Source organism: Plesiomonas sp., assembly GCF_051652165.1.
Lineage (GTDB): Bacteria > Pseudomonadota > Gammaproteobacteria > Enterobacterales > CAMTGL01 > Plesiomonas.
Map to the genome: position 1 here is coordinate 183,488 of NZ_JBOFTR010000016.1, position 19,552 is coordinate 203,039.

The window sequence follows — 19,552 nt, forward strand, 5'->3', positions numbered from 1 at the left end:
GATTTGGGGGAAACATGGCACATTTTATCGATCGCCGTCTTAACGGCAAAAATAAGAGCATGGTTAACCGGCAACGTTTTTTGCGCAGACATAAATCACAAATTAAAGAGGCGATTTCAGATGCTGTCAATAAACGTTCAGTAACAGATGTTAATAGCGGAGAATCTATCTCAATTCCTGCCAAAGACATTACCGAGCCGTTTTTACATCAAGGTAAAGGCGGAGTGCACCAACGGGTACATCCAGGTAATGATCAGTTCGTTGCGGGCGATCATATTGATCGCCCGCAAGGCGGTGCAGGAGGAAATGGCAGCGGTGAAGGCCAAGCCAGTGCTGATGGAGAAGGCAGTGATGAGTTTGTCTTTCAAATATCCAAAGACGAATATCTTGATCTGCTGTTTGAAGATTTAGAACTGCCCAATTTACAAAAAAATCAGCTCAATCGGCTAGTCGAATACAAAGTGCACCGTGCTGGATTTACGGCTAACGGTGTTCCGGCCAATATCAGTATTATTCGCTCTTTACGTAACTCACTTGCACGCCGCACTGCCATGACTGCGGCGAAACGTGGGCAAATACGTGATCTTGAGCACCAACTCACTTTACTACAAAACAGTGAACCTGTCCGTTTACTCGAAGAAGATAAGGTCAAAACTGAAATCACTGAGTTGCGTCGTAAAATTAAGCAAGTCCCTTTTATTGATACTTTTGATCTACGCTACAAAAATTACGAACGCCGCCCAGAACCCTCTAGCCAAGCTGTAATGTTTTGTTTAATGGATGTGTCAGGCTCAATGGATCAAGCCACCAAAGACATGGCAAAACGCTTCTATATTCTGCTGTATCTCTTCTTATCACGCACTTATAAGAATGTAGACGTAGTCTATATTCGTCATCACACACAAGCAAAAGAGGTTGATGAACACGAGTTTTTCTACTCACAAGAGACTGGCGGTACGATTGTTTCGAGTGCTCTAAAACTGATGCAAACGATCATAGAAAAACGCTATCCGGCATCACTGTGGAATATTTATGCAGCACAAGCCTCTGACGGTGATAACTGGGCTGATGACTCACCACATTGCCGAGAATTGCTTCAGGAAAAAATCCTGCCATTTGTTCGCTACTACAGCTATATCGAAATTACACGGCGGGCACACCAAACTTTATGGCGTGAGTATGAAACCTTAAATGCACAATTCTCAAACTTTACGCTGCAACATATTCGGGGCGTAGAGGATATCTATCCGGTATTCCGTGAGCTGTTTCGCAAGCAAGCGGCATAAGGAGGATACACAATGGAAAGTAGCAATAACACCATACAATCTATTACTGCACCAATTTCACCACATATTGGTCATCAGCCCCCATTAAGTGATGGCCCTGACTGGACTTTTGCTCTACTAGAACAATATCACCAAGAGATTGATCGGGTGGCAAAACTCTACCATTTAAGCACTTATCCCAATCAAATAGAGATTATCACTGCTGAACAGATGATGGATGCTTACTCCAGCATTGGTATGCCCATCAACTATAGCCACTGGTCATTTGGCCGTAAATTTATTGAAACTGAGCGAAATTACAAACACGGCCACATGGGGTTAGCATATGAAATTGTGATCAACTCTAACCCTTGTATTGCCTATCTGATGGAAGAGAACACCATCACCATGCAGGCTCTGGTGATTGCACATGCCAGCTATGGCCATAACTCATTTTTTAAAAATAACTATCTGTTCAAATCGTGGACAGATGCTGGTTCAATTGTTGACTACCTGCTATTTGCCAAACACTACATCAGTGATTGTGAAGAGAAATACGGGGTTGATGAGGTAGAAAAAATTCTCGACTCTTGTCATGCATTGATGAATTACGGGGTTGACCGCTATAAGCGGCCACAAAAAATCTCTCTGCAAGAGGAGAAAACGCGGCAAAAAAACCGTGAGGAGTATCTGCAAAGTCAGGTCAATGAGCTGTGGCGCACTATCCCCCGTAAAGAAAAAGACAGCGAATTAACCCAAGTCCGTTTCCCGCCCGAACCGGAAGAGAACTTACTCTATTTTATCGAAAAACATGCTCCACTTTTAGAGCCGTGGCAACGCGAAATTGTACGCATTGTGCGTAAAGTGAGCCAATATTTCTACCCACAAAAACAAACACAAGTGATGAATGAAGGGTGGGCCACTTTTTGGCACTACAGTATTCTTAATCATCTCTATGATGAAGGAAAACTGACCGACCGCTTCATGTTTGAGTTTTTGCACAGCCATACCAATGTGGTTTATCAACCCCCTTACAACAGTAAGTATTACAGTGGTATCAACCCGTATGCTCTTGGTTTTGCTATGTTTCAAGATATAAAACGCATTTGCCAAGCGCCAACAGAGGAAGACAAACGTTGGTTTCCTGATATTGCGGGAAGTGATTGGCTTCAAACACTGCATTTTGCTATGAGTAATTTTAAAGATGAGAGTTTTATTAGCCAGTTTTTATCCCCAAAACTAATCCGTGATTTTCGTTTTTTCTCAGTATTAGATAACGATCGTAATAATTATCTTGAAATTCCTGCCATTCATAACGATGAAGGTTACCGAAAAATTCGCGAAGCACTCTCTGCGCAGTACAATTTGAGCAATTTAGAACCTAATGTCCAAATTTGGAATGTTGCTCTACGTGGTGATAGATCACTAACACTCCGGCATGTTATGCATGAACGTATACCATTGGCTAAAAGCCGCAAAGAAGTGATGAAACATATCTATCGGTTATGGGGCTTTGATGTGTATCTTGAAGAAGTGAATGCTGAAGGAAAAGCAGAGTTAATTGAACGTTGTCCACCAAGAGCCGGTGACAGTAGTTTTCAAATCTAGCTTATGTTCACCTTTGTTAAGCATGCTAACTCTATGATTCAAAAATGACAAAAAGTATTAAATAAAAGATAAACGGCATGTGTTTTAAGCATGCCGTTTAATATCATCGTCAAAAACCATTAACGCCGATGTTCAGCAATATCGGAAGGAATATTTTCACGCATACCATGCCAAATGAGACCACTATCAATACCATATTGGCGAACCAGTGCAAAAATAGTATCAAACTGTTTGCTTTCACACATACGTGCTAATTGAGTATAAAAGTCAGCGGCTAACTTGCGGGCATCGGGGTTTGAAAAATAGTACAAGCCAACTCGTGAATATAACCCTTTTAAGCCATTGAGAATTAAGCCGTAAATAGGGTTACCAGATGCAAACGCAAGGCCTTGAAATACACGGTAATCTAAATCAGTGTACGCTTCTGCGGTATCTTCAATTGTGCTGATTTCATGCAACAGTGATAACGCGCGTTCAGGGCTATTGCGCAGTGCACCACGAATATAAATAGAAGAGATATTAGTGCGCGCTGACAGTAAATTATCAATCAGTTGAGGTACGCTGTCATGATCTAATCGAGCCAGAGTTTCAAGGATGTTCAACCCTGATGTCTCCCAAAAGTTATTCACTTTTGTTGGCTTACCATGTTGAATAGTTAACCAGCCATCTCGTGCTAAACGTTGTAACACTTCTCGCAATGTCGTTCGAGTCACACCTATCAGCTCTGACAGTTCACGCTCTGCCGGTAAAATAGAGCCCGGTGGAAAACGGTTATTCCAAATGCTTTCAACGATGTACTCTTCTGCGAATCCGGCGGGGCTTTGCGCCTTAATTACCATGGTATTCGTTATCCATCTATTTATTTTATCTTTTGCTTGAGCTCATCATACCAGATGATCACAAATGTAATAGCTATAACGCTCATTAAAGTTCGGCAGTATACTGAAAAATCACAGCAAATTGCTGTAAATACGCCAAAAGACTCCTTTTCATAACAGAGTGCATCTTTTTTCATCTCAAACGAATCTCTTAGCCATTCACTTAAGACGCACTCTTTAATATTAAAAACAGTATGTTACTTACGATTCATAACAAAAGAGTACACACACCGTTTACCTTACACACATGTGCAACAATATGTTTTATTTATGTTTTATTGTTATCTGTCGCTAGACTAAGCAATATCAATTTGTCATTCTGCTCATACTCTACAATATGCATTACTGACATTGTGTCTTTCATACCTAACATTACGGCTTTGATAACGAGATAACACTCATGGAAATCACGTTCTCCCGCGCGTTTCTTAAAAATTTCTTAGGGAAATCACCCGATTGGTACAAGTTAGCTATTATTAGCTTTCTGCTTATTAACCCAATATTGTTCTTTTTTGTTGATCCATTTATTGCTGGTTGGGCATTGATTGCAGAATTTATTTTTACCCTTGCCATGGCACTTAAATGTTATCCACTGCAACCTGGGGGGCTACTAGCTATTGAAGCAATTGCCATTGGCATGACAAGCCCTGAACATGTAAAACATGAGTTGGTGGCCAATATTGAAGTGCTGTTACTGCTCATTTTTATGGTGGCCGGCATTTACTTTATGAAGCAGCTCTTGCTGTTTGTATTTACCAAACTGCTGCTAAAAATTGAATCTAAAACCACCCTTTCATTAGCTTTTTGTTTTGTTGCTGCATTTCTATCTGCATTTCTTGATGCGTTAACAGTGGTTGCTGTTGTTATTAGTGTCTCAATTGGGTTTTACTCTATCTACCATAAAGTAGCCTCTAGCGAGGGCATGGTTGATGAACACCATCCTGACCACAATCATGACAGTCAGCTTAATGATATAACCCATAAACAAGATTTAAATGATTTTCGTGCTTTTTTACGCAGTTTAATGATGCATGCTGCAATAGGTACAGCATTAGGTGGTGTAATGACCATGGTGGGAGAGCCGCAAAATCTTATCATTGCCGATCGTGCGGGTTGGCAATTTGCCGAATTTTTACTGCGGATGTCTCCTGTCACCGTACCGGTATTTATCTGCGGAATGTTCACCTGTTATTTGGTTGAACGCTTTAAAATATTCGGTTATGGCGATCAATTGCCAAGCAGTGTTCGCCAAATTTTGCTCGATTTTGATCATCAACAAGATACCCGCAGAACTAAGCAAGAGACGGTAAAACTGTGGGTACAAGCACTGATCGGTATCTGGCTAATTGTTGGCTTAGCTTTGCACCTTGCGGCGGTGGGGTTAATCGGATTATCCGTGATTATTATGGCTACGGCATTTTGTGGTATTACTGATGAGCACTCTCTGGGTAAAGCCTTTGAAGAGTCGTTACCGTTTACCGCCCTGTTGACCGTATTTTTTGCCGTAGTTTCCGTTATCATTGATCAGCAACTGTTTAAACCGATCATTGATTTTGTACTACAGGCATCCCCTTCCCACCAGCTAACGCTGTTTTATCTGTTTAACGGCCTGTTGTCCTCTGTATCAGATAATGTGTTTGTCGGCACTGTGTATATTAACGAAGCCAAAACTGCGTTGATGAATGGCGCATTAAGCCTGAAACAGTTTGAACTGTTAGCGGTGGCAATCAACACCGGTACCAACTTGCCTTCCGTTGCCACCCCGAACGGGCAAGCCGCCTTTTTATTTTTGCTCACCTCAACACTGGCACCACTGCTGCGCTTGTCGTATGGCCGCATGGTCATAATGGCACTGCCTTATACCATTGTGCTCACACTGGTGGGGTTATTTTGCGTAGAATTTACCCTACAGCCAATGACTGATCTTTTTTATCAGTGGCACTGGTTGTCTAATGAAGCAAATGCCGCTCTGCTCAATGCGAATGCGCTACCGGCAGCACACTAGCAGCATAACAACACGACCTGTAATAGAATATTTTCTCATGAGGCTCTATTTCCAGAGCCTTTTTTATGTGTACACTGCGATAATGCCAACGTTACGCTCTATCTGAATAACAGGGATCTATTACAGCATTATGTGGGATACTCTTTACCGCTTCTCTACAACTCGCTTATCGTGGTTTCTTATGCTACTCACCGCCACGGGGCTTGAGTTAACTGCGCTTTATTTTCAACATATCCTAAAGCTAGAACCGTGTGTTCTCTGTATTTATGAGAGAGTCGCACTGTTTGGTCTTGTCGGTGCGGCACTGCTTGGTTTGTATAACCCGAAAAATCCGGTGTTTCGCTGGTCAGGCATTGTACTTTGGATGTACAGCGCATGGCAGGGTGTTATGCTGGCGTGGGAGCATAACCAGCTTCAAGTTAACCCATCCCCTTTCCAGACCTGCGATTTTATGGTGCGTTTCCCTAGTTGGTTACCACTCAATAAGTGGGCTCCTGGTATTTTTGAAGCTTATGGTGATTGCGCGCAAGATCAGTGGCATTTTTTGAATATCACTATGCCGGGCTGGTTGGTGTTTATCTTTGCCGCTTACCTGATTGTGGCGGTTGTCATCGCATTAGGGCTATTGCTTGGGAAGGAAAAACGTTCACTGTGGCGGTAAGATTAGCGGGTTGATTAACCCGCTGACTCTCTTTAGATGAGCAACATAATCAACAAAAAAAACAGGCTGTTACTACAGCCTGTTTTTGTCTGTAATTATCCGGTTATCTGACCTTTTTTTGCTAAAAAACCAGAAACAAGAAAATAAAGAATCAAAAACAATATAACGCCGATAACTATGGCATCATCAGTCGGTGATTGAGCAGATTGAACCGATATTTAGTTGTCCTGTGAAGCAGAAAGCACAGCAACCATTTCATCAACCCGCTGCAAGGTTCGTATCTGCGCAAACAGCGCATCAGCTTCAGCATATTGCTTGCGTAAATAACTGAACCACTGCTTAATGCGTGCCGAATGGTAAAAACCTTTATCTCCGTTTTTCTCAAGTGCCGTGTATGCTAGTAACAACTCAACCACCTCGGCCCAGCTAAGTGGGGCATGGTTATATTTCACCACATTCGCTAAATTTGGCACATTCAGCGCCCCCCTGCCCAGCATCAAATCAGTACAGCCGGTAAGTTCACGACAACGCAATGCCGAGGCATAATCGGTAATTTCACCGTTGGCAATCACGGGAATATGCAAACGCTGACGCAACACACCGATTGCCGGCCAGTTAATTTTATCTGCCTTGTAGCCATCAGCCTTTGTCCGACCATGAATCGCAATTTCCGTTGCACCTGCCTGCTGTACGGCATCGGCAATCTCCATGCTGTGATCGGTGCTATCCCAACCTAAACGAACTTTTACTGTCACCGGCATGTCGTTAGGCACAGCTTCACGCATGGTTTTGGTTGCCCGATAAATTAAGTTGGGGTCTTTGAGCAATGATGCTCCGCCATCACTGCCATTGACTTTTTTCGAAGGACAACCGCAATTGAGATCAATGCCCTGCGAGCCTAACGCCACCGCACGGGCTGCATTCTCTGCCAACCATTGGGGAGATTGGCCGAGCAGTTGCACCCGAACCGGCGTGCCTGATGGTGTAAGCCCACCATGATGTAATTCAGGGCACAAGCGATAAAACAGGTGCTCAGGCAGTAACGCATCAACTACACGTACAAACTCGGTCACACACAGATCATAGGCATTGATTCGGGTCAATAGATCACGCAGTAACGGGTCAAGCACCCCTTCCATTGGCGCTAAAATAACACGCCCAGTTACTATTTTTGCTGGTGTAATCTGTCGCTGATCGTGTGGTTTTAATATCATAAAACGGTACTCTGACACGGGTTATATTTTATTTTTTACTGTCGGCTAGGTGGCTATAACTACTTATATAAAGTCAGACCAATGATCTGTACCCTTGTATACGATGATGCTATCGAACACTCATTTATTGGTATAACTCACTGCCTTGATAGCTTAACGCTGTTTTTTATCGCGCAGACTTTGGTTTTTTGATGATGTGCTCTTCCCAGTCAATCACATCAATTTCATAAACACACTGGTCACGCACAGAAATACCGGCTTTATGCATGGTTTCCCGACTACCGGAAACTAACGGATGCCACTGTGGTAAAGATTTTCCTTCATCAATCAAACGATAAGCACATGTCATCGGCAACCACTCAAAACTGTGCATGTTGTCACGGGTAAGTTTGATGCAGTCAGGCTCAAACTCAAACCGATTCTCATAATGACGACACTGGCAACTTTGTAAATCGAGCAGATCACAAGCAACGTTGGTGTAGTACAGCTCATCAGTATCAGCATCAATAAGCTTGTGTAAGCAGCACTGCCCGCAGCCATCACACAACATCTCCCATTCGTCATCACTCATTTGATCTAATGTTTTAGTTTGCCAAAATGCATGTTCAGTCATAGTGTTAAATACTTCACTTCAAAAATGTGTACTACCAAAATAGCAGTACATAATATTGCTAAGAGCACAAAAGAGGATCATTAAACTTACGTGGAAACAGTGCAGACATCGGCGTGACTACACACTGTTGTGTTATTTATACGCATGATCGTGGCCTAGTATAAAAGCTTATTCGCGCGATACGAATAGAAAGAGTATAATCGCGCGCTTTCTTTGTATACGCCGTGTACGCCGTTGACTAACCGGAGCGATAAGCCACATGAGTACAAGCCTGATCCAGCCGGAGCGCAGCCTCTTTTCTTACCCACGTTACTGGGCAGAATGTTATGGCACAGCCCCTTTCCTGCCCATGTCCCGTGCGGAGATGGATCAACTAGGCTGGGATAGCTGTGACATTATTATCGTAACGGGAGATGCCTATGTCGACCACCCAAGTTTCGGTATGGCCATTATTGGCCGTATGCTAGAGGCTCAAGGTTTCCGTGTCGGTATTATTGCACAGCCCGACTGGACCAATAAAAATGACTTCATGAAATTGGGCAAACCGAATCTGTTTTACGGTGTCACTGCCGGCAATATGGATTCTATGATCAACCGTTATACCGCCGATCGAAAATTGCGTCATGACGATGCCTACACCCCCGATAACGTAGGCGGAAAACGCCCTGATCGTGCCGTATTAGTGTACACCCAACGCTGTAAAGAGGCCTACAAAGAAGCCCCTGTCGTGATTGGCGGAATTGAAGCCAGTTTACGCCGTATCGCACATTATGATTACTGGTCAGACAATGTTCGCCGCTCAGTACTGGTTGATTCGAAAGCCGATATTCTGATTTACGGTAATGCCGAACGCCCACTTATTGAAATTGCCCACCGCTTTGCTGCCGGTGAAACAGTCGAAAATATGCAAGATATTCGCGGCTCTGCGGTGATGCGTAAAGAGGCGTTGTTTGACTGGAAAGGGGTTGACTCAACCCGTATTGATCAACCGGGCCACATTGATCCTATCCCTAATCCGTATATGGAAGATGCCCCGTGTGCAACCGACGCTGATGCAGCAAAAACAAATGCAGAAAAACAGAACGCCGCAAAAGCCATTGTCGTGCAGCCCCCACGCCCGAAGCCGTGGGAAAAGACCTATATTTTGCTGCCTTCCTATGAAAAAGTAAAAAATGATAAAGTGCTGTATGCGCATACATCACGTATTTTGCATCATGAAACCAACCCAGGTTGTGCCCGTGCGCTGATGCAAAAGCATGCTGACCGCTATGTGTGGATCAATCCACCGGCTATTCCACTGACAACCGAAGAGATGGACGGTGTCTTTGGTTTACCTTACCAACGCATTCCGCACCCTTCATATGGCAAAGCCAAAATACCCGCCTACGACATGATCCGTTTCTCAATCAATATCATGCGTGGTTGCTATGGTGGCTGCTCATTCTGTTCGATTACCGAACACGAAGGCCGAATTATTCAAAGCCGCTCAGAAGACTCTATTATATCTGAAATTGAAGAGATCAGAGATAAAGTGCCGGGCTTTACCGGTGTTATCTCTGACTTGGGCGGCCCGACAGCGAATATGTATATGCTGCGCTGTCAAAGCCCACGTGCCGAGCAGACCTGCCGCCGCGCCTCTTGCGTCTACCCTGATATTTGTCAGCATATGGATACCAACCATGAGCCGACCATTAATCTCTATCGTCGGGCACGTGATCTCAAGGGGATCAAAAAGATCCTGATCGCATCAGGTGTACGCTATGATCTGGCGGTAGAAGATCCGCGTTACGTCAAAGAACTAGCCAAATACCATGTGGGCGGCTACCTAAAAATTGCACCAGAACACACCGAGGAAGGCCCGCTTTCTAAGATGATGAAACCGGGTATGGGCTCTTATTATCGCTTTAAAGAGCTGTTCGAACAGTACTCGAAAGAGGCTGGAAAAGAGCAATATCTGATCCCATATTTTATCTCGGCACACCCAGGCACGCGCGATGAAGATATGGTCAATCTGGCGTTATGGCTGAAAAAGAACAAGTTCCGACTTGATCAGGTGCAAAATTTCTATCCATCACCGCTGGCTAATGCCACTACGATGTATCACTCCGGTAAAAACCCACTGGGTAAGGTTGATTACAAGAGTGAAGATATTGTTGTTGCACGTGGCGAGCGTCAGCGCCGTCTACATAAAGCCTTGCTGCGTTATCATGATCAGGCAGGCTGGCCAATGATCCGTCAGGCGTTACGTGATATGGGGCTAATGCGCCTGATAGGTACAGGCCCTCAACACCTGATTCCACCGGCCTCGGCGCGCGAAATTCAGCACGCTGATAGTATGAAAAAAGGCACACGTGCTGCGCTGACCAAACACAGTGATATTTCCCATCAACGTGGTAACGGTCAGCAAAAAGAGGCCGGGCGCACAGGAAAACCGCAGACTCCGCGCGCAAAAACACAGGGGCACAGTGCCACGGGTACTGCAGCGAACACCCAGCCGGTGAAACCTAACGGTAAAAAAGCACCAGCAAACAATATTCAGGGTAAAAGCACACATAAAGAGCAGGCTCAAACCGGTACTCCGGCTGCGTCTCGTGCAAAACCAACCAACCGTCAAGGGCGACGTGCCGCAGAACAAGCGGCAGCTCAATCAACGGTATCTACGCATACACAATCAGCACATGCTCCATCAGGACAAAAACGTGCAGATAAGCGTGTAGCAGGAAATAGCGGGAAAAGTGCCCATAACCACAGCAATAGTGGTCATCAAACACAAGGTAAAGGGGCGAGCCGCGCCAAAAAACCTGCAGGTAAAAAAGTAGGAGCATAATCCACCACTCCTTTCCTGATAACCGCTATTTTCAGGAAAAATACGGCCGTAAAAACAACAATGCCTGTTCAGCACTCAGTCTGAACAGGCATTTTTTTATCCACTATGAATGAGCCAATAAGCTTATTATCTTATTATCTTTTTCTCTCTTGCACTGATGTACGAAGTTCTCTTTCTGCCAATGTCAGCAATAATTGATCTCCTGCGCACAATGGGCCAACACCTTCCGGAGTGCCAGTCAGAATAATATCACCGGCTTTCAGGGTAAAAAAACGGCTCATATAACTGATCAACTCAAGCATCGGTGTCAGCATATTTGCCGTATTTCCCTGCTGACAAGCTAGGCCGTTGACTGTTAGCGAAAAAGGCAGATTCTGCCGATCATGTACCGCTGTGGCGGGAATAAAGCCGGATACAGGACAAGAGCCGTCAAAGGCTTTGGCCTTTTCCCACGGACGCCCCGCTTTTTTACATTCAGCCTGCAAGGTTCTCAGTGTCAGATCCAACCCGATACCGTAACCCCAAATTGCATCAGCTACCTGTTCTGTGGTGGCACTTTGCAATGGTGCACCAATAAGCACTGCAACTTCGGCTTCATGATGTACCTCACCAAACCCTGCCGGTAATACAACCGGCTGGCGTAAATCACACAATGCGGTATCGGGTTTCAAAAACAGCACCGGCTCAATGGCTCGGGCGCTGCCCATCTCTTTAACATGGTCGGCATAATTTAGCCCAACACACACGACTTTTCCGACAGGAATAGCAAGCGGCGTTCCTTGCCAATCAGTATGTTGATACTCATCTGTATGTGACACTGCCAGCCTTCCTTAGCAACAAATTCTATCGTGCAAGTTAAGGGCTCATCCTAATTAGGCGAGGCTTCTTGTTTCTTAAGCTACAACATTTTTATATTATGGCGCAACAATCGCGTCAGCTAACATACCAACACTGGTCGCAAAATAGTAAGAGCGATTCCAATGCATCAGTGTACGGTAGTTATTATATACCAACAGAGCTTGACCATTTGTACCATCAGGCAATACCAACCACGCTTGTTGAGTTCTATGTGGTAAAGCCCCACCGTTAGGCAAACTCACACCCAATGCCTGCCACTGCTCAACGGTTTTACCCTGTGCTGTTTTCGTACCGGCAAGTTCACGATTAAAATTCGCGGGCAATACTACTTTTTCACCCCAGCTCAATTGATCATTCCACCCTTCGGTTGAGAGATAATTTGCTGTGGATGCGAATACATCTAGCACGTTGTTCCAAATATCTTTATGCCCATCACCATCGCCATCAGCCGCATAAGTAAGGAAAGAAGTTGGCATAAACTGGCACTGCCCCATTGCTCCGGCCCATGAGCCTTTCATCAAAGCGGGAGAAATATCCCCATTTTGCTGAATCTGCAGTGCAGCCATTATCTGTTTAGTGAAAAAGACCTCACGGCGGCCTTCAAACGCCAACGTTGATAATGCAGAGATAACATCTTCTTTACCCGTAAAACGCCCAAAACTGCTCTCTGTTCCCCACAACGCAATAATATACTGTGGCTGTACACCGTATTTCTTTGCAATTGGCATAAGTTGTGTACGGTAACGCTGGTACATCTCTCGCCCTTTTTGGATTTTACTTTGTGTCAGACTTTTTTGCAGATATTGGTCTAGTGTCAACTTAAATTCAGGCTGACCTTTATCTGCTTTTACTGCCCGCGCTAAAAAGTAAACATTTGCAAAACCTTTCTCTACGGTTGCTGGCGCAATACCCTGAGCAAGCGCATGTTGTTTGAGATGCTCAATAAACTCAGCAAAATCTGCAGGTGTACGATCAGAGCGAAAAGTAGCTAATTGAGCCGCTTGCGCTGTTTGTTCTTGGGTTTGTACAGCATGTGTAGACTCATGTGAGGCACATCCTGTTAATAAAATACTTATGCTAATAAGTGAAAGTAATGAACGCTTCATTTTTTGTACTCTATTTATTACCGCAATAAACCTATCATAATGGTGTCATTACTGTGCTATCACTATTTTGTTATGCTTGTTAATCAGTAATTATCACCTATTTACGATTATTCTGTGTCAGATATCACTTTTAGTTGCAAATCTGCACGGTGTTGTTTTAATAAGTTCTCTTTTGGTGGAGGAATTTGTAAATAAAAACCTTGCTCTAACAATGCTATTTTCATTTTATTTACATCAGTACTCACTAATTTGTGCGAACCATCTAAGGGGAAAAGCATAACTAATTGTGGCGTTCCGAAACTTTGTAGCAATTCATTTGGAACCCGTGAAAAATCATCTCTTTTCTCTAGGAATAAATAGGTCTCTTCACGTTTAATACTTTTATAGATTGCGCACCACATCTCGACGGAATCCCTTATGTTTTCTTGCCTAAGCCGTGTTGTAACTATACCATGTTAAGATAAACGATTTATATTCTTGTCATGCCTAATAATAGCTAGGACACGCAGGAGAAGCGAAACCAATTTATGTCACAATACCCTGTAGATCTGAAAGGAGGGAATTTCACCCTCACTGTTGTTCATTTGCACAGCACAGATCAAAACCAAATTAAGCAAATGCTTTTAGAAAAAGTGCGGCAAGCGCCGGTCTTTTTTCAAAGTGCGCCTGTGGTATTAAATGTGGCAAATCTTACTGAATTAGCTGATTTTAAATTTCTAAAACGCATAATTCGTGAGGCGGGGCTCTTTTTAGTGGGTGTCAGTGGTTGCACTGATAGCCAACAAAAAGAAAACGTTCGATGCGCTGGGTTACCCATTCTGAGTGAAGGTAAGATAAAAGAGCCAAAACCAGAACAATCTACGCCTGTCGTACCCATTATTACACACACAAAAGTCATTAATACGCCGGTACGATCTGGGCAACAAATTTATGCGAAAAATTGTGACCTTATCGTTAATGGTCATGTAAGTCCGGGGGCAGAATTAATTGCTGACGGCCATATTCATATTTACGGTGTAATGCGCGGACGTGCAATTGCCGGAGCAGATGGCCGAACTGATGGCAGTATTTTTTGCCTAAATTTGCAAGCTGAATTGGTGTCATTATCAGGGCAATATGCACTGAGTGAGCAGATCCCCTCTTCAGTATGGCAAAAAGCGACTCGCATTACATTACGAGAAGATAATATTCATTTTGAAGCTCTTTGAAATAGGCTCTTTTTAACAAGGAACCCCTCATGGCACGTATCATCGTTGTAACCTCTGGTAAAGGTGGCGTTGGTAAAACAACTTCAAGCGCGGCCATTGCCACAGGTTTAGCATTGAAGGGAAAGAAAACGGTTGTTATTGATTTTGATATCGGCCTACGTAATCTTGACCTGATTATGGGTTGTGAACGTCGTGTAGTTTACGATTTTGTGAACGTGATTCAAGGCGATGCAAGTTTGAATCAAGCATTGATTAAAGATAAACGTGTTGAAAATTTGTTTATCTTACCTGCCTCACAAACCCGTGATAAAGACGCGCTAACTCGCGACGGTGTAGAAAAAGTATTAAATGAACTCAACACCATGGGGTTTGATTATGTGTTATGTGACTCGCCTGCCGGTATTGAAACTGGTGCGTTGATGGCACTCTATTTTGCTGATGAAGCCATTGTCACCACTAACCCTGAAGTTTCATCTGTTCGCGACTCTGACCGTATTTTAGGGATCTTATCCTCAAAATCACGCCGTTCAGAGCAAAATCTTGAGCCAATTAAAGAGCATCTTCTCTTAACTCGTTATTGCCCTGAGCGAGTAACAAGAGGAGACATGCTAAGTGTTGAAGATGTTAAAGAAATTTTGTGTATTCCACTGATTGGTGTGATCCCTGAAAGCCCTTCTGTATTACGAGCCTCAAACCAAGGTGAACCCGTTATCCTTGATAAAGACTCTGAAGCAGGCCAAGCCTACTTAGATACTGTTGAGCGCCTTTTAGGAAATGAGTGTCCTTTCCGTTTCCTTGATGAAGAGAAGAAAGGATTTTTAAAGCGATTGTTTGGGGGATAAATTATGGCGCTCCTAGACTTTTTCCTGTCGCATAGAAAGCAAACCGCAAGCATCGCAAAAGAGCGTTTGCAGATTATTGTTGCTGAACGTCGACGTGGAGACAGTGAGCCTCACTACTTACCGGCATTGAAGCAAGATATTCTCGCCGTTATTTGTAAATACATTCAGATTGACCCAGAGCATGTTACTGTGCAACTAGAACAAAAAGGTGACGATATTTCAATACTTGAATTGAATGTTACCTTACCCGAAGATGATGCAAAAAAGAGCCCTTAATTAATAATTAACGATTAACGTGTTTTTAATTTAAGAGCCCTTTTTTATATCTCTATTGAGCAAATCTGTTTATTCTGGTTTGCTCAATAGCTTTTGCAAACGCTCACCCATCAGTTTTCCGCGCCATCCAGACAATAATTCCGGAAGGTCTCTATCACTTTTCTCACTGTCAGTATGCTCTGTTGATTGCCATACAAAACTCAGTAATTGATGAATTTGACGACGTGATGCTAACAATTCGCTGCTTAAACCGGTTTCTGTTTCCAGTGTGCCAATAAATGCTTTAATCTCTTTAAGTGTGGCTTTGTACTCAGGATTATCCACTAAGCGGCTCAGTGGCGCAGGACATTCACTCTCAGGCAATTTTTTTGCTTGCTCAACCATATGCAACATTGTCCGGCCATGAAACCGAATTGCCGGGTTTTCCAACTCTAAATGATTTAAATCACCCAATGTATGTGGCAGATAACGCGCGACCTTCCATAAACTCAGCTCTTTCACCACAAAGTTAAGGGCTAAATCGCGACGTTGAGCCTCTTCAATGCGCCATTTTGCTAATAAACGCAAACAAGCAAGCTGACGTGGATATAATTGCCATGCATTACTAATATCACGATAAGCCAACTCAGGTTGCGTTATCTGGCTACGACGCAAAATAGTCTGCTGACACTCAGCTTGTACAGCACTGATATATCCACTTTGTTGTACTTTCTCTAACAATGCTTTAAACATTGGCAGTAAATAGTAAACATCTGCTGCGGCATAGTGGCACTGTTTTTCGGTCAATGGGCGGGCTAACCAGTCAGTTCTTGACTCACCTTTATCGAGTTCAACACCCTGATATTCAGCCACTAATGTGGCAAATCCCGTTGAAATTCGGTGGCCAAGAAAAGCGGCCATAATTTGTGTATCTAACATAGGTGTTGGCATAACACCTAAATAGTGTTGGAAAACCTCAAGATCTTCACCGCAAGCATGCAGTACTTTAGTAATCGCTGGATTAACCAGGAGATCGCGCAGTGGTGCTAAACTTGATATTGCTAACGGATCAATTAAAGAGACATTCTGACCATCAAATAACTGCACTAAACCAAGCTGTGGATAAAGAGTGCGTGTACGTACAAATTCAGTATCAATCGCAACCAGTTCACAAGTTGCTGCTCGCTGACAGACCTCAAGCAGGTCGACATCTGTAGTAATTAATCGGTAATCCACAACAATATTCTCTTCTACTATGCGATGTATTTTGCATGCCTGTTGTACGATATTCATCAGGCAAAAGTACGTTAAGATACATACATGAAAAATTTGAGTTTGTATTATTTTAATGTATCAAGATAATTATTTATTAGTACCGGTTGATATAATAGCAAAATCTAGGCTTGTCGTTATATCGTCAAGTATATACTCATTGGTATTAGCAAGAGAAACGCCGACAACTGCCGGCGTGTTAACCTACAACAAGTATTATCGCTGTATACATTAAGAGGCTTTGGTCTGCTCTGATATTTCAAAAGCAGAGGCGGTTTTAACCTCTTCACGTAACGCCCGACGAAGGATTTTACCTACACTGGTTTTTGGTAACTCATCCCTAAACTCAACGATTTTTGGGCACTTATAGCCGGTGAGATTTTTCCGACAATACGCAATTAACTCATCACGCGTCAATGATGGGTCTTTTTTTACCACACAAATTTTGACAGCTTCACCTGAGGCTTCACTCGGTACACCTACAGCAGCAACTTCCAACACTTTTGGATGATGCGCGACAACATCTTCGATCTCATTTGGATAAACATTAAACCCTGAGACGAGGATCATATCTTTTTTGCGATCAACAATACGCATGAAACCTTCATTATCAATACGCACGATATCCCCAGTGGCCAACCAACCCTCTTTTAAAATCTCAGCTGTAGCCTCAGGGCGCTGCCAGTAACCGAGCATCACCTGTGGGCCTTTAACCCATAACTCGCCGGCCTCACCCTCTGGGACTTCGCAGCCATTGTCATCAACCAATTTGATATCCGTTGATGGAACAGGTAAACCAATTGCCCCGTTATACCCTTTCAGATTATATGGGCAACCTGCAACTAATGGTGAACACTCGGTCAGACCATAGCCTTCAAGTAATTTAGTGCCGGTCAGTTTTTGCCACTGTTCAGCAACCGCGCGTTGTACCGACATGCCGCCCCCCACGGTTAACCGCAGAGCAGAAAAGTTAATTTCACGGAAGTCTTCATTGTGGATCAGTGCATTAAACAGTGTGTTAACGCCGGTAATCGCTGTGGCATCGTAACGCGCCAGCTCTTTAACAAACCCCGGAATATCGCGCGGATTGGTAATCAACAGGTTCTTGCCACCCATCTCTAAAAACAGCAAGCAGTTTACTGTTAGCGCAAACACATGGTACAGCGGCAGAGCAGTAACAACACGCTCACGGCCCTCTTCCAGAATAGGTGAATAACCCGCTTTTGCCTGTAAAACGTTAGATACCATATTGCGGTGGGTGAGCATCGCTCCTTTTGATACGCCAGTTGTACCACCGGTATATTGCAAGAAGGCGATATCATCACAGACAATTTCCGGTTTTACATACTGCTGAAAACGCCCTTTTCGCAGCGCGGCACGGAATGAAATGGCATCTGGCAGGTTATATTTTGGCACCATTTTTTTGATGTACTTCACAACGAAGTTCACCAGTGTCCCTTTTGCCATCGGCAACTGGTCACCCATACGGGTTAAAATGACATGCTTAATCGGTGTCTGATACACCACTTTCTCTAGGGTGTGCGCAAAGTTTGAAACAATAACAATAGCTTTCGCACCACTATCATTGAGCTGATGCTCAAGCTCGCGTGGTGTATATAACGGGTTTACGTTAACGGCAGTCAGGCCCGCTCTTAATATACCGAATAAGGCTATTGGGTATTGCAACAAATTTGGCATCATTAAGGCGACACGTTCACCTTTTTGCAGCTTGAGCTGATTTTGCAAATAAGCAGCAAATGCTCGACTGCTCTCTTCTAGCTTACGGAATGTCATTACCTGCCCCATATTTACAAAAGCAGGTTGATCGGCATAACGGTGTATGATCTGTTCAAACAAGTCGACCAGAGATGAATATTGTTCAGGGTTTATCTCAGCAGGAACATCAGTAGGGTAACTAGAAAGCCAGACCTTTTCCACGGTAAGTCTCCTCACAAATATCATTGTATGCTATGCCTCAGGAGGAGGCCCTGGGCTAGCTTTACGCAATATAAATCCGGTTGCAATTAGGGTAAATACTCTAGCAACAAGCACTACTCTACAGGGCAAACCAAATATTAACAATAAATTAACATATCTTTTCAAACATCTGTTTATCTGAAAAAATAGCACAAGCGTAACCTTTAATGCCTGTAGCAACGTTAAAGGTATAAACAGTAAATCACTTTACGTATGGCCATTACTCACGGCCTGGTAATTTTTTCCATGCCACGTTATTTCGCAAGTAAACAGGAACAGTATTCTCAACTGCCGTTGTCTGGCCATTAGCCAAACAATATAATGCATAAGGCAGCATATCTTGTGCTTCTGGCAATAAAATATGGCTATGTTCCACATGAAGTGCACTGTGTGTTGCTAAATTTGGATATGTTTCAAAGCCTGTTCCCACTGTCGCCCAACTACCCACATCTTCAATAATGTAGGTATCAACAGCGTCAGGGGTAAGCACCTGCTCTTCGCCCAAAAGTTGCCACTGACCATCGGCAGTACGCTGATACTGACCCCAGTAAACTTCGTTCATTCGCGCATCAATGGCAGCCAATACTTGAGTATGTTGGTGCACGCGGTGTGCGCCTTCAGCCATAGCCAGCAGGTTAGAAACACCTATCATCGGCAGATCTGCGCCCAGAGCGAGGCCCTGTGCAATACCTATCCCGATACGCACACCGGTAAAACTCCCCGGCCCGCGTCCAAATGCAATGGCATCAAGCTGTTGCAAGGAAACACCACCTTCAGCCAGCATTTGCTGAACCATGGGTAAAATACGCTGCGTGTGCTCACGCGGGCAGATCTCAGTAACGCTGTGTATCTGACCCTCTACCCAGAGTGCGGCAGAGCAGGCTTCGGTAGCAGTATCTAATGCCAGAATTCGGGTTGACATCCAAACCTCGGATTAATAACGAATAAAGAAGTAAGCTAAAC

Annotated in this window: 16 protein-coding genes and 1 pseudogene; 8 read left to right on the forward strand and 9 right to left on the reverse strand. The window is 43.8% G+C overall.

All coding sequences use genetic code 11. The features are described from left to right. The first annotated feature begins 14 nt into the window (after positions 1 to 14). Together ACRC53_RS10445 and ACRC53_RS10450 are read left to right on the forward strand one after the other, a co-directional pair. Positions 15 to 1,286: a YeaH/YhbH family protein gene (locus ACRC53_RS10445; protein WP_438643357.1), complete on the forward strand. Its 1,272-nt coding sequence runs from the start codon at positions 15 to 17 to the stop codon at positions 1,284 to 1,286. A 12-nt stretch (positions 1,287 to 1,298) separates the two neighbouring features. Next, a complete protein-coding gene (locus ACRC53_RS10450) occupies positions 1,299 to 2,873 on the forward strand; it encodes a SpoVR family protein (protein ID WP_438643358.1) in 1,575 nt (524 codons plus the stop codon). Between the two features lie 119 nt (positions 2,874 to 2,992). Here ACRC53_RS10450 and fadR read toward each other — a convergent pair whose 3' ends face one another. After that, positions 2,993 to 3,712 (reverse strand): fatty acid metabolism transcriptional regulator FadR, encoded by a 720-nt coding sequence (fadR, locus tag ACRC53_RS10455; RefSeq protein WP_438643359.1) that lies wholly within the window; start codon positions 3,710 to 3,712, stop codon positions 2,993 to 2,995. A gap of 439 nt (positions 3,713 to 4,151) precedes the next feature. Between fadR and nhaB the strand changes: the two genes are divergently transcribed. Together nhaB and dsbB are read left to right on the forward strand one after the other, a co-directional pair. Then, a complete protein-coding gene (nhaB, locus tag ACRC53_RS10460; RefSeq protein WP_438643360.1) occupies positions 4,152 to 5,756 on the forward strand; it encodes a Na(+)/H(+) antiporter NhaB in 1,605 nt (534 codons plus the stop codon). Between the two features lie 130 nt (positions 5,757 to 5,886). Beyond that, complete coding sequence (dsbB, locus tag ACRC53_RS10465) at positions 5,887 to 6,417, forward strand: disulfide bond formation protein DsbB (RefSeq protein ID WP_438643361.1); 531 nt, start codon at positions 5,887 to 5,889, stop codon at positions 6,415 to 6,417. Between the two features lie 218 nt (positions 6,418 to 6,635). Here the strand turns inward: dsbB and dusC are convergent, their stop codons facing one another. Both dusC and ACRC53_RS10475 read right to left on the reverse strand, forming a co-directional pair. Then, positions 6,636 to 7,631: a tRNA dihydrouridine(16) synthase DusC gene (gene dusC / locus ACRC53_RS10470; protein ID WP_438643362.1), complete on the reverse strand. Its 996-nt coding sequence runs from the start codon at positions 7,629 to 7,631 to the stop codon at positions 6,636 to 6,638. A 166-nt stretch (positions 7,632 to 7,797) separates the two neighbouring features. After that, positions 7,798 to 8,244, reverse strand: a complete 447-nt coding sequence (locus tag ACRC53_RS10475; protein ID WP_438643363.1) for a YcgN family cysteine cluster protein — start codon at positions 8,242 to 8,244, stop codon at positions 7,798 to 7,800. A 259-nt stretch (positions 8,245 to 8,503) separates the two neighbouring features. Between ACRC53_RS10475 and ACRC53_RS10480 the strand changes: the two are divergent. After that, a pseudogene (locus ACRC53_RS10480) lies at positions 8,504 to 10,774 on the forward strand (YgiQ family radical SAM protein); the annotation flags it as partial. Between the two features lie 431 nt (positions 10,775 to 11,205). On the opposite strand, the gene ACRC53_RS10485 reads toward ACRC53_RS10480, so the two are convergent. From ACRC53_RS10485 to ACRC53_RS10495, 3 genes are all read right to left on the reverse strand, one after another. Beyond that, positions 11,206 to 11,889: a fumarylacetoacetate hydrolase family protein gene (locus ACRC53_RS10485; RefSeq protein ID WP_438643364.1), complete on the reverse strand. Its 684-nt coding sequence runs from the start codon at positions 11,887 to 11,889 to the stop codon at positions 11,206 to 11,208. Between the two features lie 96 nt (positions 11,890 to 11,985). Next, entirely contained in the window at positions 11,986 to 13,035 is a 1,050-nt protein-coding gene (locus ACRC53_RS10490) for a lytic murein transglycosylase (protein WP_438643365.1), read from the reverse strand. Between the two features lie 107 nt (positions 13,036 to 13,142). Beyond that, positions 13,143 to 13,436: a YcgL domain-containing protein gene (locus tag ACRC53_RS10495; protein WP_438643366.1), complete on the reverse strand. Its 294-nt coding sequence runs from the start codon at positions 13,434 to 13,436 to the stop codon at positions 13,143 to 13,145. A 126-nt stretch (positions 13,437 to 13,562) separates the two neighbouring features. Between ACRC53_RS10495 and minC the strand changes: the two genes are divergently transcribed. From minC to minE, 3 genes are read left to right on the forward strand one after another with little or no spacing between them, the layout of a single operon-like run. Then, positions 13,563 to 14,243 (forward strand): septum site-determining protein MinC, encoded by a 681-nt coding sequence (gene minC / locus ACRC53_RS10500; protein WP_438643367.1) that lies wholly within the window; start codon positions 13,563 to 13,565, stop codon positions 14,241 to 14,243. Positions 14,244 to 14,272: 29 nt separating this feature from the next. Further along, the gene (gene minD, locus ACRC53_RS10505) at positions 14,273 to 15,085 is read left to right on the forward strand and encodes a septum site-determining protein MinD (RefSeq protein WP_438643368.1); all 813 of its coding nucleotides are present in this window, start codon (positions 14,273 to 14,275) and stop codon (positions 15,083 to 15,085) included. 3 nt (positions 15,086 to 15,088) lie between these two features. Beyond that, on the forward strand, positions 15,089 to 15,361 hold the full coding sequence (minE, locus tag ACRC53_RS10510) for a cell division topological specificity factor MinE (protein ID WP_438643369.1): 273 nt from the start codon (positions 15,089 to 15,091) through the stop codon (positions 15,359 to 15,361). A gap of 69 nt (positions 15,362 to 15,430) precedes the next feature. Here the strand turns inward: minE and rnd are convergent, their stop codons facing one another. The 3 genes from rnd to tsaB all read right to left on the reverse strand — a co-directional run bounded on the left by rnd (position 15,431) and on the right by tsaB (position 19,511). Then, positions 15,431 to 16,576 (reverse strand): ribonuclease D, encoded by a 1,146-nt coding sequence (rnd, locus tag ACRC53_RS10515; protein WP_438643640.1) that lies wholly within the window; start codon positions 16,574 to 16,576, stop codon positions 15,431 to 15,433. 267 nt (positions 16,577 to 16,843) lie between these two features. Further along, a complete protein-coding gene (fadD, locus tag ACRC53_RS10520; RefSeq protein ID WP_438643370.1) occupies positions 16,844 to 18,550 on the reverse strand; it encodes a long-chain-fatty-acid--CoA ligase FadD in 1,707 nt (568 codons plus the stop codon). A gap of 259 nt (positions 18,551 to 18,809) precedes the next feature. Continuing rightward, complete coding sequence (gene tsaB / locus ACRC53_RS10525; protein WP_438643371.1) at positions 18,810 to 19,511, reverse strand: tRNA (adenosine(37)-N6)-threonylcarbamoyltransferase complex dimerization subunit type 1 TsaB; 702 nt, start codon at positions 19,509 to 19,511, stop codon at positions 18,810 to 18,812. Positions 19,512 to 19,552: the final 41 nt, after the last annotated feature.

What these genes read in the sequence shown, in the direction of transcription:
- ACRC53_RS10475 (WP_438643363.1), bottom strand. Translation starts at nt 8,244, where the DNA reads ATGACTGAACATGCATTTTGGCAAACTAAAACATTAGATCAAATGAGT.
- dusC (WP_438643362.1), bottom strand. Translation starts at nt 7,631, where the DNA reads ATGATATTAAAACCACACGATCAGCGACAGATTACACCAGCAAAAATA.
- minD (WP_438643368.1), top strand. Translation starts at nt 14,273, where the DNA reads ATGGCACGTATCATCGTTGTAACCTCTGGTAAAGGTGGCGTTGGTAAA.
- nhaB (WP_438643360.1), top strand. Translation starts at nt 4,152, where the DNA reads ATGGAAATCACGTTCTCCCGCGCGTTTCTTAAAAATTTCTTAGGGAAA.
- ACRC53_RS10495 (WP_438643366.1), bottom strand. Translation starts at nt 13,436, where the DNA reads ATGTGGTGCGCAATCTATAAAAGTATTAAACGTGAAGAGACCTATTTA.
- ACRC53_RS10490 (WP_438643365.1), bottom strand. Translation starts at nt 13,035, where the DNA reads ATGAAGCGTTCATTACTTTCACTTATTAGCATAAGTATTTTATTAACA.
- ACRC53_RS10450 (WP_438643358.1), top strand. Translation starts at nt 1,299, where the DNA reads ATGGAAAGTAGCAATAACACCATACAATCTATTACTGCACCAATTTCA.
- ACRC53_RS10445 (WP_438643357.1), top strand. Translation starts at nt 15, where the DNA reads ATGGCACATTTTATCGATCGCCGTCTTAACGGCAAAAATAAGAGCATG.
- tsaB (WP_438643371.1), bottom strand. Translation starts at nt 19,511, where the DNA reads ATGTCAACCCGAATTCTGGCATTAGATACTGCTACCGAAGCCTGCTCT.
- minE (WP_438643369.1), top strand. Translation starts at nt 15,089, where the DNA reads ATGGCGCTCCTAGACTTTTTCCTGTCGCATAGAAAGCAAACCGCAAGC.
- minC (WP_438643367.1), top strand. Translation starts at nt 13,563, where the DNA reads ATGTCACAATACCCTGTAGATCTGAAAGGAGGGAATTTCACCCTCACT.
- fadR (WP_438643359.1), bottom strand. Translation starts at nt 3,712, where the DNA reads ATGGTAATTAAGGCGCAAAGCCCCGCCGGATTCGCAGAAGAGTACATC.
- dsbB (WP_438643361.1), top strand. Translation starts at nt 5,887, where the DNA reads ATGTGGGATACTCTTTACCGCTTCTCTACAACTCGCTTATCGTGGTTT.